This window comes from Psychrobacter sp. KCTC 72983, from assembly GCF_014280455.1.
GTDB lineage: Bacteria > Pseudomonadota > Gammaproteobacteria > Pseudomonadales > Moraxellaceae > Psychrobacter > Psychrobacter pacificensis.
This window is the reverse complement of record NZ_CP060390.1, coordinates 1249546-1264062: the sequence shown is the minus strand read 5'-3', so window position 1 is coordinate 1264062 and position 14517 is coordinate 1249546. Positions and strand designations below refer to the sequence as shown.

Below are 14517 nucleotides of genomic sequence, written 5' to 3'. Positions count from 1 at the left end.
AATTATGGCAGGTGGCTGGTCAAGAGATGGTGCTGAGCATGAGCAAATGGATGCAACGGTCAATGATGCGTTAGAGCGCGCAAGACGCTCATTGCCAACAGGTGTGAGTGCAGAGTTTTGTGACGAATGCGGTAATTCTATTCCGGAGGCGCGGCGACTAGCGGTGCCTGGTATCCAGCATTGCGTCAGTTGTCAGACAGCGCTTGAGCAAGAGGCAAAGGCGGTGGAGCTATTTAATCGTCGCGGCAGTAAAGACAGCCAATTGCGCTAAAAGGAAGAAGAAAGCAAAAGGGCGGGCATTGCTAGATAACATAGCAATGCCCGCCCTTTTTCTGTCTGTTGCTATATAACCATTGCCATCAGTTCGCGATCGCAATCCTCCCAATTTATAGAAGCTGCTGACGCTTTGGCATCATGCTCAGTTTCTGTTTTTTCTGTAGCTGTATCGACAGCATCTGTATCTACAGCATTGCCTAGTTGCAAAATGATTTCTAGCCGACTATCAGACTGTGGATTAATAGTTCTGGTGGTTAGACTACCAGGGTTAAAATTGATCTGCAGCCAGCCATCAGAAGTATGAACCACGCCTTTGATACGTTGCCAATTTGGCAATGCTAACAACCAATTCTGCAAATCGTCAGCGTTTAGTTGGTAATGAGCGGGTAATCGCCATCCAGCCAACTGAAAATCCTGCTGCTCTTCATGATAGCGATAGGGCAGATCACTATTAGCACTAGCCTGAGCTTCTGTCTCATCGGTAGATGAACTCGATGATGGTACAGTTGCTAAAGAATGGGTTTGAGACTGCAAGCCGATCATCGGTTTGTGAAGATGAGTGATACTGATTTTACGTTGATTTGCAATGATATGGCTGGGCTTGTCGAGTTGGTAGTTTAGACCTGCTATGTATTCCTTGGTTAATGGGGTGTTTGATGCGTCTTTTGTCTCAGTTGTTAGTTCGGATACTGCCCAAATGATTTTTGCATGTGAGTTTAGCGTGGCTATCCACTCTATCAAGGTGTGTTTTTCGCTACTACTTAGTTGATCATAGCGATTGACGATCAGCACATCGGCATCACGCACATGCGCTTGAAAACCCTCATGGTCACGATACTTAATCTGTTGCCACTGCTCGCCACTCAGTACAGTTATCACCGCATTCATCTGTAGTGCGGTTTGCCAATGCGGCGCACTGAGCTGTAATATCAGCTCGCGTGGATGTGCCAATCCTGTGGGTTCAATAAGCAGTCTTCGCGGGTGATGGTCATTAAGCAGACGACTGATCGCAATTTGTAAGGGCAGTTGACTGGTACAGCAAATACAGCCGCCACTGACTTCACGCATGGCGATATTCTGTTGCTCAAGATCGTTATCTTGAGAGCTTGCCAATAGTGCACCATCAATACCGATACGGCCAAACTCATTGATTAATAGCGCCCAGCGCTCGTCATTAGGTTTTGTGGCAAGTAGGTGATTGATGACGGTGGTTTTGCCAGCACCTAAAAACCCTGTCACTAACGTGCAGGGTATGTTTTGAAAAATAATAGGGTTTTTCACAGATATGCTCATCATATTGGCACGTGTTTGTGAATAATCAAACACGGCCTATATTAAAAGAAATGTCATCAGTCAAAGGTTATTCACTCTTGACGGTTTCTACCTCAGCTTCATCAGGAACGAATACATAGCCCACACCCCAAACCGTTTGAATATAACGGGCTTGCGAAGGGTTGTCTTCAATCAAGCGACGCAAGCGTGATACTTGCACATCGATAGAGCGCTCCATCGCACCCCACTCACGACCACGAGCAAGGTTCATCAACTTGTCACGGGTCAACGGCTCACGTGGATGCTGAACTAAAGCCTTTAACACCGAAAACTCACCTGTCGTCAAAGTGACGACATTCCCATCACGTTTGAGCGTGCGAGTCGATAGATCTAGTGTCCATGGACCAAATTCAACCACTTCTAATTGGTGACTTGGTGCCCCTGGAAGCTCACGGTTCTGACGACGCAAGACGGCTTTGATACGCGCCAATAGCTCTTTTGGGTTAAACGGCTTAGGCAGGTAATCATCTGCACCCGCTTCCAAACCTGCGATACGGTCAGCATCGCCACCTTTAGCAGTCAGCATAATGATCGGAATATCCGCATTGTCCGCACGTAGGCGCTTACAGATGCTAATACCGTCTTCGCCCGGTAGCATCAAATCTAACACAACCAAAGAGAAGAGCTCACGTTGCATGAGTTTGTCCATCTGACTACCATCATGGGCAGTACGAACGACAAAACCATCGTCTTCTAAGAAGCGCTGTAGCAAAGAGCGCAGGCGAGCGTCATCATCGACAACTAAAATACGCTGAGTCAAAGTATCGGGGCTGTTGTTATCAGTCATACAGGCATCCTCTTATAAAAATTATTGTTAGCAGAAATGACGAGTAAAAAGCGATGAGTAAAACACTGCCATTAATTATCGTTATTTAATGATGGATCAAAACAAGCACGTCATAAAACCAAAAACTATTGTTCAATATATCAGCACATCTCAATATTTGTGCTATGGATACTTTAGTGTATAAGATTGCACTGCGAATTGCATCACTCATAAGAATAAATGCTGTATGCGTTTGTTTAACAAGGCTACAGAACGTTTGATATAAAACGTTTTATGCCGCAAAACAGGCGATAATTAACGAAAAGATAAAAAGGATTTTTATTCATGCAGCTTTTGCTATAATGCAAAACTACATTTCTCAACGATTGATACGTATATGAGTAGCACTGATACCTTAACGTCATCTCAAACCTCGACAAATGCACAGGTTTTGGATGCAACCACACACGCGAATATTCACGACAAGCTTGCTCGCGCGCTTGGCATTAAGACTGCTCAAGTCAATGCGTTTGTGAAGCTTTATGATGAAGGCGCAACGGTTCCTTTCATTGCGCGTTACCGCAAAGAAAAAACGCAAAACCTTGACGACGCACAGCTGCGTGCTCTCGAGAAGTCTTTGAATTATGAGCGTGACATGGCCACCCGTCGCCTCAAAATCACTGAGCTACTGAGCACACAGGGCAATTTGACCGATGAGCTACAGACGCGTATCGATAACGCGACGTCTAAGCTTGAGCTTGAAGACATCTATCTGCCATATCGTCCGCGTCGTCGTTCACCGGCTGCCAAAGCACGTGCCGCTGGACTCGATGCTGCTGCGCAAGCTGTCTTGACGCAAGAGATCACCCCGACAGAGGCGCTGGCTGATTATCAAGTTCAGTCAAGTATCACTGATGATAGTGGTAATGAGATCGACGTTGACTTTAGCGATATCGACAAGCAGCTTGCTGGTGTGCAAGCCATTATCGTTGATGAGTGGACGCAAGCATTGGGGTTGTTGGACAACTTACGCAATGGTTTTGCCAAAACTGCCAGTATCGTATCGAGCGTTGCGAGCGAAGAAAAGCGTGAAGTTGGCGAAAAGTTCAAAGACTACTTTGAGCATAGCGAAAGCCTGGCTCGACTGCCAAACCATCGCCTATTAGCGATGTTACGTGGTCGTCAAGAAAACGTCTTGGGTCTAAAAATCGAAGGCGAAGACGCACCATTTATCGAAAAAATTATCAATCATTTCGATGTCGATGCCAAAGCGCCAGCAGCACGCCGTGAGTTTTTGACAGAGGCGGCCAGTAGTTTGTGGAAAGACAAATGGCGTCCACATATCGAGCACCGCTTACTGACCGAAAAGCGCCTAGCTGCAGAAGCAGATGCGATTGATGTGTTCGCTAGTAACTTACAGCATTTATTGATGGCTGCACCAGCAGGCTCTAAAGTGATCTTAGGTGTCGATCCTGGTATCCGTCATGGCGTAAAAATGGCCATTGTGGATGCGCAAGGTCATGTCATGTCAGATAGCGAAGAAAAACCTGTCATCGCAACCGTTTATCCGTTTGCCCCTGACAACAAAATGGATGAAGCCAAAAAAGTCATTGATGAGCTATTAAGTACTTATGATGTTGATTTGGTCGCTATCGGTAATGGTACGGCAAGTCGCGAAACCGATGCAATGATTAAAGAGATTTTGGCCGCGAACGCTGCACTTAAAGCCAAAGCTGTCATCGTCAATGAATCAGGCGCTTCCGTCTATTCGGCGAGCGAGCTTGCTAGTGATGAGCTTGCCAATTTAGACGTGTCGGTGCGCGGTGCGGTGTCTATCGCACGTCGCTTGCAAGATCCGTTATCAGAGCTTGTCAAAGTCGATCCAAAAGCCATCGGTGTAGGTCAGTATCAGCACGACGTGAACCAAAACCAGCTGGCAGATAGTCTTGATAAAGTGACTCAAGATAGCGTGAATGCGGTTGGTGTGGATGTGAATACAGCGAGTCCTGCTATTTTGGCACATATCGCGGGTCTGAACCGTAATGTGGCGCAGCAAATCGTGACTTATCGCCGCGAGCACGGGGCATTTGATAGCCGTGAAGCACTCAAAAATGTTCCACGTCTAGGCGCTAAGACGTTTGAGCAAGCAGCAGGTTTCTTACGTATTCGTAATGGTAGCAATCCATTAGATGCAACGGGCGTGCATCCAGAGAGCTATGCCTTGGTTGATAGCTTACTCGCACAAGCCGGCAAGCCTTTATCAGAAGTCATCGGTAACGATGGTGTACTGAATGCTATCGATACGACTGCGCTGGCTGCTAACGATGATAATGTCAGCGTAAAAGCGATTATCGAAGAGCTTGCTAAACCTGCACGCGATCCACGTCCTGAATTTAAAACGGCTAACTTCCGTGATGATGTCAATAGCATCAAAGATTTGAGCGAAGGTATGCAGCTTGAAGGCGTGGTCACTAACGTAACGGCTTTTGGTTGTTTCGTTGATGTCGGTGTACATCAGGATGGTTTGGTCCATATCTCTCAGATGGCCAATGACTTTGTCGCAGATCCCATGAACCGCGTCAAACCTGGTGATATCGTATCGGTTCGTGTTATTTCTATCGATGAAAAACGTGGTCGTATCGGATTTAGTATGAAGCCTGAGTCTGAAAAACCTGTCCGTACGGCTGCTAAGTCTACTGCAACCAGTACAGATGGTGAAAAAGTGAGCCGTCCACGCCGTAATCAGGCGAATAGTGACCGTGCAAATAATAGTCGTTCTGCTGCTGATCAGCGTTCGTCTAAGCCACGTGGTAAACGTCAGGACAATACGAATAGTAACCGTAGCAAACCGATCAAAAACGATAAAGCGCAAGCACCTAGTAAAATGGGTACACTTGGCGCCTTGTTACAAGAAGCTGGCGTGACTAAAACTAAGAAATAGCCAAAATTTATAGCCGTGTGCAACAAAAAAGGCAGCCAATTGGCTGCCTTTTTATATGTCACTTATTGATAGTAGTAAACTGTTAATCATACTATTCAATCAAGCACTGTCATTATTAACGAATGGTGAAACGACGGTTTTCGTTAAATTCCACTTGACCAGGCTGAGTCGCTAAAAGCTCACCACGACGGTCTTTTTTCTTTTCTTGTAAGGTACTAGTAGCATTTGCCGTTTTATTGTTAGAAGCGGCTTCACCTGCAATTAATGGCTGATAGTTTGAATTACTGTGCTGCATATTTGGCGTTTGTGTACGTTGGGTAGACTGTGAAGAAGCTGCACCCGTTGTCGCTGGCATATTGCCGTTCATTGTAGGCATATTACTATTGCTCATAGTGCCAGACTTATCATTCATCTTGTTATTCGATTCGTTCATTCTGTTGTCAGAGTTGTTCATACCCTTGTTCGAATCATTCATCTCGCTACGAGAGTCATTCATCTTATTGCTAGAGTTATTGATGTTGACCTGACTAGACTGTGCAGCTCCCAATTTACCAGTTGGTCCTTCTACACCGACTTGTACATTGCTTTTAACAGAGCTACTTGGCATACGTGATTGCATAGAATCACTGCTGTTGGTCGGCATAGCCATTGCAAGTGTAGGCAATGCAAGTGTAGTACCTAAAATTAACGATAAAATATTCTTTTTCATTATAAAACTCCAAATTCGATAAATGAACAATGATTAAAAACAGCTGCCATATCTATATATAATTATGTCTAAAATGCAGATAATTGAGGACAGCCTAATTTTGGTTAGACCTTACTATAATTTGTAAAAACAAAGTACCAGTTATATAACAGACATTTCAGTAGTAAACTCATTAAGGTTCTAACAGCTTGGTGTATTGTTGTGACGTTATGAAACTATTAAGCCCACATCTCATTTAAGAAATGAAGTAAGCATTTGGATCTATTTTATTCAACAATGATAGATTTACCAGTATTTGTATCGATAACAGGCTGCTAAAAACCTTTATCTGGCACACGAACTACTGGAAAATTTTGACTAATATCAATTCGATCAATAACATTATTTTAGAGAAATATTTTTACTAGATGATGTTTTTTGAAGTGAACTTTGATTAAAATTTTTAAATGAATATTCTCTATAACAATCAAACCGTAATGTATTTTGTCCTAGCGTATTGAGGAGAATATGGCTGTGCCATTAGACTAAAAATCTGTAGCATAATGTACTAAAAAATCGAAAAACCGCAACATTGATTACCAAAAAATACGCTATTAGCATTCGCTAATATGATAGATGAGCGCTATAAAATTTGCGTATTAAAAAACCGCACCTTGTTATCAAGATACGGTCATGAAAATCATCAGCATTAATAAATCATTATTTAAATGTTTTACATTCGGTTAACCATCGATAACTTCAAAGCTTAGACCTGAATGTTCTTCTAAACGGGCTATGAGCTTATCACCCATCGCAGAGGCAGGCGTCCAGAATCCGCCGCCAACGTCTTCTTTACTGATATCTTGTGCCAGACATAATGCTGCCTGCGCGAGCATACGAGAAGTGCTACCGTAACCAGGATCTTTATCGCCGGTAACTTTGACCGTGATGGTGTCGTTTTTAGCTGTTTGACCGAAATGGCGAATATCAAAGTAGCCATTTTCCTGCTCATCCTTAGAAGGGCCTGTGCCTGCTTTGGGCAGAACATGCTTGGACAATAACTCACGGCTTGGTTTAATCATCATGGCAGTGGCAAATCCTAGTAGACCCGCGCTCATCGCGTAGCTTGATAACTTACCTTTGACACCATCTTTCATCCACATGGCTTCGTCATATTTAAAATCGCGACCGTATTCGTAACCGAGTAGCTGGTTACTGCGATGGACAATACGTGTGTTGATACTCGCCATCACAAAGGGCGCCAACCAACGTTTATGGGTGCTGTCGTATTCTGGTTTGCTGACATTGTCTTGCCGTACATTGGGCACATCTGTGTCATCGTTTAGTAGATAAGGGTTGGCCACTTGCTTACGGCGTGATTTATCTTCACCAACTTCTTCGAATATCGTAGCCATCGAGGCAATCGTACCACCAGATATACCACCTTTTGCCGCTTTTACTCGCATGTGAATCACGTTACAAGCTTCTCCGAACTTCTCTTCTGCTTTGGTCTGCGTAAAGTACACGCCCAAATCTGATGGGATAGAATCAAAGCCGCAAGAGTTGACAATCCGTGCGCCGCTTTGCTTGGCAGTATCTTGATATTTGTCCATCATGTCTTTGATAAAAATCGCTTCACCAGTAAGGTCGACGTAATCGGCACCATTTTCAGCGCAAGATTTGATAAGAGGTTCGCCATATTTGAGATAAGGGCCGACGGTTGAGATGATGACTTGTGTCTGTTTGGTCATCTTATCAAGGCTGACAGAGTCTTTACTATTGGCAATGATAATATCTACTTTGCTCTCAAGTTTCGACTGTAGCTCATTGAGTTTTTCTTCATCACGTCCTGCAATTGCCCAAGTGACATTAGAGCCATCTTTATTTTTAGCATTGGATAAAAAATTGGTTAAGTAGTGAGCGGTTATTTGTCCGACAAAGCTCGTTGCGCCATATAAGATGACGGCATAAGGGCGGTTGTCGCTAGTATCTTGTTGTGCGGGTTTTGCGGTATCCGTCTCGGTACTCATAAGTATTGTCCTTAATATATTGGATGATAATGTGACTTTAAACTATAAACCAAGTGGTCTGAATAAGTTAGAAGTTTATGGGGTCGCGACAGTTTTCATTGCCAAATCTCTTTTTCAGAAATTTTTGATGTTATTTATATGCAATCATAAGACAATCAATAATTTAGCAAATAAGGTGCTCATCATCCTAAATAATATGTTTATAGACACAAGAAAAAATAAAAGGTGTTAACACTTGCTACAAACTTTACATAATCTACTGACATCATTACTAAAATGCACGTTGTTTAAAGAGAAATATTGCTAATCTATGTTTGTAAGCAGATATGACTGGTACTAGAAAAAAAAGTTAAATCAATACTATATTAAATCAATACTATATAAAGTTTACTATCTGATTTTTAACAATTATTTGAGGAGAATATTATGTTTCGTTGGGCTATTATCTTTGCAGTAATCGCACTGCTAGCAAGTTTATTAGGATTTGGCGGCGTCGCAGGACTGTCTGCTAATCTGGCATACATCTTCTTAGCAGTCGCTGTGATTTTATTTATTGTGGCATTTGTCAGTCGCAAAATGTAAACACAGCTTATTACTATAAAAAATCCAGTATAAAAAAAGACCCTCAATTGAGGGTCTTTTCTTATGTTCAACTAAAGCACTTCAGTTACTCATTTAACAGAAATATAAGGCTATAGACGTTTGGGTTGCACGATATGCTCCATGCGTTTTGCAAGGCGAATGTCCAAACTAGAAACGCCGCCGGTGTCCTGATTGGTTAGGCGTACCTCGACTATATTGTATATATTACGCCATTCCGGATGATGTTCGAGTGCTTCAGCATAAAATGCCGCTTGGTTCATAAAACTCATCGCCTCAATAAAATCGCTGAAGTGATAGGTCTTGACGATACTATTGCCATCACGCTGCCAACCAGCAAGCTCTTCTAACTGTAGATCAATTTGCTTGTCAGATAAACTACTCATATTAATAACCTTTATTGTTATACGGATTGGTTTATTAAAAGTTATATTGGGATGGATCTCCTAATCTAAAATTGCTGCATACTAGTTGTTTGGGATAAAGGGCGGTAAGCTATACCAAATCTTGGTACTCAGGGTGCTTGCTGATATATGAGGCCACAAACGAGCATTGCGGCACAACCTTTTTATCATGTTCACGGGCGTAATCTAGCGCATGTTTGACTAGTGCTGAACCGACACCTTGACCGCCTAACTGTCGCGGAACGATCGTGTGGTCATAGACGAGGGTGTCATCACGGTCTTGATAGCTGATATAGCCCGTCTGACCATCGACGGTAGTCTCAAAACGATTCGCTGCTTGATTATGTGTGATATCTAGTGCTGATTTAGTGGTTTGGTTACTCATGATACAACTCCATTTATTATTATCGAATTTTTAATAACTGCCATATTTTCTAAGGATGAATGAAGAAGGCAGATTTATTAAATACTACGTCATCAGTAAATATTTTGTGCTTGGTTGAGTATGTATGATTGATATCAAACAATCTAGTCGCTTACCGTAATAGTCGTTATGACGATTGTTAATAGTATTAATGTCTTTTAATCTGCGTTAAAAATGTGAATATATCACCATATATAAGCTATCGCTTTACGAACGACGGGTGGTAAGAATCGACTAAGACCCTTTGCTGTCTCGCTCTCTGGTGTCGACTTATGTGAGTGAGTGGTGGTATCCGCAGCCGATACCGACTGGTAGGCTTGCCACTTTTGCTCGCTGGGCTTACTAAAGTGATGAATACGTCCTATTACTTGTCGTAGCTGTGTGCTAAAACGCCCAGTGTTGTAAGGCAAATCATATTTATGACAGATGGCTTTTACTTGCGGGGCAATACTGGCATAGTGGCTAGCTGGCATATCAGGAAAGATATGATGCTCAATCTGATGAGACAAATTGCCAGTCAAAATGTGAAACCATTTATTCCCTTTGATATTACTAGAGCCAAGAATCTGACGCACGTACCAGTCGCCTTCGCTCTCATCCGCATCGAGATGGGTATAGATGTGAGCCTGCTCTGTAAAATGGCCACAGAAAATCACCGCCCACGTCCACAGGTTACGAACCGTATTGGCTGCTATGTTGCCACTCAGTGTGCTCATAGCGCTACGACGACCTAAGGTCAAGGCGGCTACGGCTGGCAAAGCCACATAATCTTTACCAACTTGGCGGGCAATTTTGGCAAATAGTGCACGAGATTTTTGCTGCATGATTTTATGCAAGTTAGGGGAGTCGGCGTATTCATCGACACTGATCTGAATATCATGAAAGGCAACCGCCCACTCAAAGCCAAAGGCCAATACGGCAGTACTAAACATATTGTAGCGATCTTCTGGCGTCCAAGGCTGCTCATCTGTCACCCGAATCAAGTGATAGCCAACGTCATGGTCGCGCCCAACAATATTGGTAAACGTATGGTGTAGATAGTTGTGCGAGTGTTGCCATAATGGGACAGGGCAGACAATGTCCCAATCAAACTTCTGACTGTTCAGATGCGGATGCTGCATCCAGTCGTATTGACCATGCATGACATTATGCCCAAGCTCCATATTGTTGAGTATTTTGCTAAAACTAAGTATTGACGTACCCAACAGCCAAGCCCCTATCTGCGAGCGGCGTGATGACATGCGTCCTGCGACAGCCAGTAAACCACGGGCGACAAGCTCACTATAGACCACAGTCGCATAAATCCGCTGAATGTATTTGGCGTCATCGCTACCTAATGAGTCCATCACACCTTCATATAGCGCATTTAATTCTACTGTCAAGGCATCACTTTGTGCTTTGGGTAAAGGCGCCTGCGTCACAGTGGGATAAGGCGTTTGCTGTGATGATAGAGTTGGCTGCTCGCTACTATCTCTTGCCAACTGTGCATCGGACAAAGGCGTCAACATGGGTACGGCAGAATGTGCTGTATCAATAGGTGGTAATAAGCGCATATATAATCCTTAACCGAAATGGCACGAATAAGCAGCACTGGATTCGATTTTATGAGTCATCTAAGTTTTAGCATACAATATGAATTAACATCAGTCTATTTTTTGGTTTTAAGAGGGCGATAGTCAGGGGTTGGTGGTCGTATTTTTAATTTCAGCAGGGCTAAATGTCTAACACCACGTCTGTCATGGCGATATTGATGCAGGTTTGGATAGACTCGTAACCATCACTACTTATCTTGTAAGTTTGGATGTTTTTGACCACGCCGCTCACTTTATTGCAGCGGCACAACTGGCAAATTCCTTGCCTACAACCATGCGCCAGTCGTATACCTGCGTTTTCGGCAGCGACCAATAATGTAGTGTCGCTATCGAACTGCCGTTGCCGTGATCGCAAATACACCGTATGCGACTCTGTCTGTAGTGCATTATCTAGTACTTGATTACCACCGCTATCAAAATCAGGCAGTGCGCTACCGAAATTCTCTATAATAATATTGTCACGTAGCTGATTGCCTTGCGGTAAAATGATTTCTGACACTGCTTTATATAAGCCAGCTAATAACGCTTGTGAACCGCAGGCAAATATCTGAGTATCTACCAATGGTAGATTAAGTGATAACAGACCCTCTGCACTTAAGTATCGTTCGCCAGCCAAATAAGTCGCAGGGTTATCAGTATGGATAAAATGATAGCTGAAGGCTGGATAGATATCGCTCAGCTGTTGCCACTGATGTTGAAACTGGGCAAGTTTCGTTCGATTATAATGTAGCAACGCTACCTGATGTCCGTCTGCTAGTGCTTGCGCAATAAGTCCTAGCATAGGCGTGATACCGCTACCGCCAGCGACAAATAATAAAGGGTGTAGTTTTTGGTTATCTGGTTCTCTATTATCTAAACTTGTCTTTGCCTGTGCCAAAGTAAAATGACCCAGTGGCATACTGGTATCAACGATGCTAGATAGCGACAGTTGCTTGGTCAAATAGTCAGATACTAACCCTTGCGGTTTAACAGCAATAGTAACCGTATGGCGTTGGCTTTTTGCTGACTTAGTAATGACGGCATCATCTTGCCACCACAATGGCTGATTCGCCAATCCTACGAGTGAATAGCTGCGCTGATGATAAACCCCATCGATAAAAACACGTAAATCAAGATACTGACCGCCTTGCCAATCATCTGCCCCTTTGGATATCTGCTGCCTAAACGCTCGATTGGTCTCAAATTGCAGTGCAATTAAATCATCACTCATCTCGTATCGAGCAATAAGGCGTAGCTTGGGTGTCGTCAATGACCAAAACGGATGTAAGCGCGACCCGATAAAATCGACAAACGCACGTTGAACTATTTCAGGGCGATAGCCGTTGGCCATTAATCAGTACCTGTATAAATATTATTAAAAATATATGAGAAATAATGACTCAGCTTATAGCCAGTTTCATTAATGGCATACTAAACCATTATTTTTTGCGCTGTTAAGCCACTCTAATATGTTAACGGCTATTGATTAACTTTGCGAAAGTTTTGATGCTATTTTTTGTGGTTTTTATCAAACAGCAATGAATCAGAATGTTAAGCTCGTAACCTCAGAAAAATATTTTTGCCCGCTTTTATCCAGAAACAGCGATACTCTATGACAAAAGCTGCAAAACAAGGGGTAAAACAACCTGTTAGCTTGCAGGGTATGCGCCACAATGCGATAATGAACGATAATTTGTAACCCTGATTTTGAGTTACGGCACGCTTGGCAGCAGCGCTGAGTGGTATTTGCTGTTCTCTTCTATGCAGTCTATCGGAGTGTTAATGGCTCAATATATTTACACGATGAACAACGTGTCAAAACTTGTTCCCCCTAAGCGTGAAATCTTAAAAAATATCAATCTGTCCTTTTTCCCGGGTGCCAAAATTGGTGTCTTAGGCATCAATGGGGCAGGTAAGTCGACCTTGCTACGTATTATGGCGGGTGTGGATACTGAGTTCAGCGGTGAAGCACGTGCGCAAACAGGAACCAAAGTTGGTTACTTGCCGCAGGAGCCACAACTCGATGACAGCAAAGATGTGCGCGGCAACGTCGAGGACGGCATGCGTGAGGCGTTAGATGCGTTAGCGCGCTTAGACCAAATCTATGCTGAGTATGCCGAACCGGATGCTGATTTTGACAAACTTGCTGAAGAGCAGGGCAAAATGGAAGACATTATCCAGTCATGGGATGCACACAATCTAAATAACCAGTTAGAGAAAGCCGCCGATGCGCTACGTCTGCCACCATGGGACGCGGACGTGAGTAAACTGTCAGGTGGTGAAAAACGCCGTGTTGCTTTATGTCGCCTGCTACTATCACGTCCCGATATGCTGCTACTCGATGAGCCTACTAACCATCTGGACGCCGAATCAGTCGCTTGGCTTGAGCAATTCTTGCAAAACTATAGCGGCACTATCGTTGCCATTACCCATGATCGTTATTTCTTGGATAATGTGGCGCAGTGGATTTTGGAGCTTGACCGAGGCTATGGCTACCCGTATGAAGGTAACTATACTGAATGGTTAGAGCAAAAAAACAAGCGCTTAGAGGAACAACAGAAGCAAGAAGAGTCGTTTGCCAAAGCGCTGAAAAAAGAGCTTGAGTGGATTCGTAAAAATCAAAAGGGTCAGCAAGCGAAGTCTAAGTCGCGCGTACAGCGTTTTGAAGAGCTGAACTCAAAAGAATTCCAGCAGCGAAATGAGACCTCAGAGATTTATATTCCGCCCGGTCCGCGTCTAGGTAATAAAGTTATCGAGGTCAATAACATCTCCAAGTCGTTTGGCGATCGTTTATTGTATGAAAACCTAAGCTTCAATGTCCCAGCGGGTGCTATCGTTGGTATCATCGGTCCAAATGGTGCGGGTAAAACCACGCTATTTAACATGATTACTGAGCGTGATACCCCAGATACTGGTTCGGTTGATTTGGGCGAAAGTGTCAAGGTTGCCTATGTCGGTCAGGTGCGTGACAACCTAGACGACAAAAAGACCGTCTGGGAAGAAGTATCAGACGGTCTTGACATGATTACTGTCGGTGACTACACCACGCCAAGCCGTGCGTACATCGGCCGCTTTAATTTTAAAGGCTCAGACCAGCAGAAACATGTCGGTCAATTATCAGGTGGTGAGCGTAACCGCTTGCAATTGGCAAAAACCCTAAAGCAGGGCGCAAACGTACTGCTACTCGATGAACCCTCGAACGACTTGGACGTTGAAACCTTACGTGCGCTAGAGGATGCGATTCAAGTATTCCCAGGTACGGTCATGGTCGTCTCGCATGATCGCTGGTTCCTTGACCGTATCGCCACCCACATCTTGGCGTTTGAAGAAGAAGGCCCAGTGTGGTTCGATGGCAACTACAGTGAGTTTGAAGCCTATCGTAAAAAGACAATGGGTGATGACGCCACGCCTAAGCGTGCTAAGTATAAGAAAATCACCAACTAATACCATTGTTTGGTATATTGGAACTGCATAAAAAAAGACCG

The 14517-nt window shown here is 43.7% G+C and carries 12 protein-coding genes; 4 read left to right on the top strand and 8 right to left on the bottom strand.

Going from position 1 to position 14517, the window contains the following annotated elements:
• Positions 1–4: 4 nt before the first annotated feature.
• Complete coding sequence (locus PSBA01_RS05395) at positions 5–271, top strand: DksA/TraR family C4-type zinc finger protein (protein WP_058023989.1); 267 nt, start codon at positions 5–7, stop codon at positions 269–271.
• 71 nt (positions 272–342) lie between these two features.
• Here the strand turns inward: PSBA01_RS05395 and PSBA01_RS05390 are convergent, their stop codons facing one another.
• Positions 343–1569, bottom strand: a complete 1227-nt coding sequence (locus PSBA01_RS05390; protein WP_186475449.1) for a GTP-binding protein — start codon at positions 1567–1569, stop codon at positions 343–345.
• Between the two features lie 67 nt (positions 1570–1636).
• Positions 1637–2395, bottom strand: a complete 759-nt coding sequence (gene ompR, locus PSBA01_RS05385) for a two-component system response regulator OmpR (RefSeq protein ID WP_071002551.1) — start codon at positions 2393–2395, stop codon at positions 1637–1639.
• 376 nt (positions 2396–2771) lie between these two features.
• Here ompR and PSBA01_RS05380 point away from each other — a divergent pair, with 376 nt between their 5' ends.
• On the top strand, positions 2772–5315 hold the full coding sequence (locus tag PSBA01_RS05380) for a Tex family protein (RefSeq protein WP_186475271.1): 2544 nt from the start codon (positions 2772–2774) through the stop codon (positions 5313–5315).
• Between the two features lie 115 nt (positions 5316–5430).
• Here PSBA01_RS05380 and PSBA01_RS05375 read toward each other — a convergent pair whose 3' ends face one another.
• Positions 5431–6024 carry a hypothetical protein gene (locus tag PSBA01_RS05375; RefSeq protein WP_071002549.1) on the bottom strand — a complete coding sequence of 198 codons (594 nt, stop codon included), beginning with the start codon at positions 6022–6024 and terminating at the stop codon, positions 5431–5433.
• A gap of 722 nt (positions 6025–6746) precedes the next feature.
• Positions 6747–8033: a saccharopine dehydrogenase family protein gene (locus tag PSBA01_RS05370; protein ID WP_186475270.1), complete on the bottom strand. Its 1287-nt coding sequence runs from the start codon at positions 8031–8033 to the stop codon at positions 6747–6749.
• 426 nt (positions 8034–8459) lie between these two features.
• On the opposite strand from PSBA01_RS05370, the gene PSBA01_RS05365 reads away from it, so the two are divergent.
• Positions 8460–8615, top strand: coding sequence for a DUF1328 domain-containing protein (locus PSBA01_RS05365; protein WP_021814049.1), 156 nt, complete (start codon positions 8460–8462; stop codon positions 8613–8615).
• Positions 8616–8725: 110 nt separating this feature from the next.
• On the opposite strand, the gene PSBA01_RS05360 is transcribed toward PSBA01_RS05365, so the two are convergent.
• The 4 genes from PSBA01_RS05360 to PSBA01_RS05345 form a co-directional block, all read right to left on the bottom strand.
• Entirely contained in the window at positions 8726–9019 is a 294-nt protein-coding gene (locus PSBA01_RS05360) for a 4a-hydroxytetrahydrobiopterin dehydratase (RefSeq protein ID WP_071002546.1), read from the bottom strand.
• A gap of 109 nt (positions 9020–9128) precedes the next feature.
• Positions 9129–9422: a GNAT family N-acetyltransferase gene (locus PSBA01_RS05355; protein WP_071002545.1), complete on the bottom strand. Its 294-nt coding sequence runs from the start codon at positions 9420–9422 to the stop codon at positions 9129–9131.
• A 224-nt stretch (positions 9423–9646) separates the two neighbouring features.
• Positions 9647–11014: a fatty acid desaturase family protein gene (locus tag PSBA01_RS05350; RefSeq protein ID WP_093069821.1), complete on the bottom strand. Its 1368-nt coding sequence runs from the start codon at positions 11012–11014 to the stop codon at positions 9647–9649.
• Between the two features lie 160 nt (positions 11015–11174).
• Positions 11175–12383, bottom strand: a complete 1209-nt coding sequence (locus PSBA01_RS05345) for a flavin reductase family protein (protein WP_093069823.1) — start codon at positions 12381–12383, stop codon at positions 11175–11177.
• Between the two features lie 431 nt (positions 12384–12814).
• Between PSBA01_RS05345 and ettA the strand changes: the two genes are divergently transcribed.
• Positions 12815–14476 (top strand): energy-dependent translational throttle protein EttA, encoded by a 1662-nt coding sequence (gene ettA, locus PSBA01_RS05340; RefSeq protein ID WP_071002540.1) that lies wholly within the window; start codon positions 12815–12817, stop codon positions 14474–14476.
• Positions 14477–14517 lie beyond the last annotated feature (41 nt).

What these genes read in the sequence shown, in the direction of transcription:
- PSBA01_RS05395 (WP_058023989.1), top strand. Translation starts at nt 5, where the DNA reads ATGGCAGGTGGCTGGTCAAGAGATGGTGCTGAGCATGAGCAAATGGAT.
- PSBA01_RS05390 (WP_186475449.1), bottom strand. Translation starts at nt 1,569, where the DNA reads ATGAGCATATCTGTGAAAAACCCTATTATTTTTCAAAACATACCCTGC.
- ompR (WP_071002551.1), bottom strand. Translation starts at nt 2,395, where the DNA reads ATGACTGATAACAACAGCCCCGATACTTTGACTCAGCGTATTTTAGTT.
- PSBA01_RS05380 (WP_186475271.1), top strand. Translation starts at nt 2,772, where the DNA reads ATGAGTAGCACTGATACCTTAACGTCATCTCAAACCTCGACAAATGCA.
- PSBA01_RS05375 (WP_071002549.1), bottom strand. Translation starts at nt 6,024, where the DNA reads ATGAAAAAGAATATTTTATCGTTAATTTTAGGTACTACACTTGCATTG.
- PSBA01_RS05370 (WP_186475270.1), bottom strand. Translation starts at nt 8,033, where the DNA reads ATGAGTACCGAGACGGATACCGCAAAACCCGCACAACAAGATACTAGC.
- PSBA01_RS05365 (WP_021814049.1), top strand. Translation starts at nt 8,460, where the DNA reads ATGTTTCGTTGGGCTATTATCTTTGCAGTAATCGCACTGCTAGCAAGT.
- PSBA01_RS05360 (WP_071002546.1), bottom strand. Translation starts at nt 9,019, where the DNA reads ATGAGTAGTTTATCTGACAAGCAAATTGATCTACAGTTAGAAGAGCTT.
- PSBA01_RS05355 (WP_071002545.1), bottom strand. Translation starts at nt 9,422, where the DNA reads ATGAGTAACCAAACCACTAAATCAGCACTAGATATCACACATAATCAA.
- PSBA01_RS05350 (WP_093069821.1), bottom strand. Translation starts at nt 11,014, where the DNA reads ATGCGCTTATTACCACCTATTGATACAGCACATTCTGCCGTACCCATG.
- PSBA01_RS05345 (WP_093069823.1), bottom strand. Translation starts at nt 12,383, where the DNA reads ATGGCCAACGGCTATCGCCCTGAAATAGTTCAACGTGCGTTTGTCGAT.
- ettA (WP_071002540.1), top strand. Translation starts at nt 12,815, where the DNA reads ATGGCTCAATATATTTACACGATGAACAACGTGTCAAAACTTGTTCCC.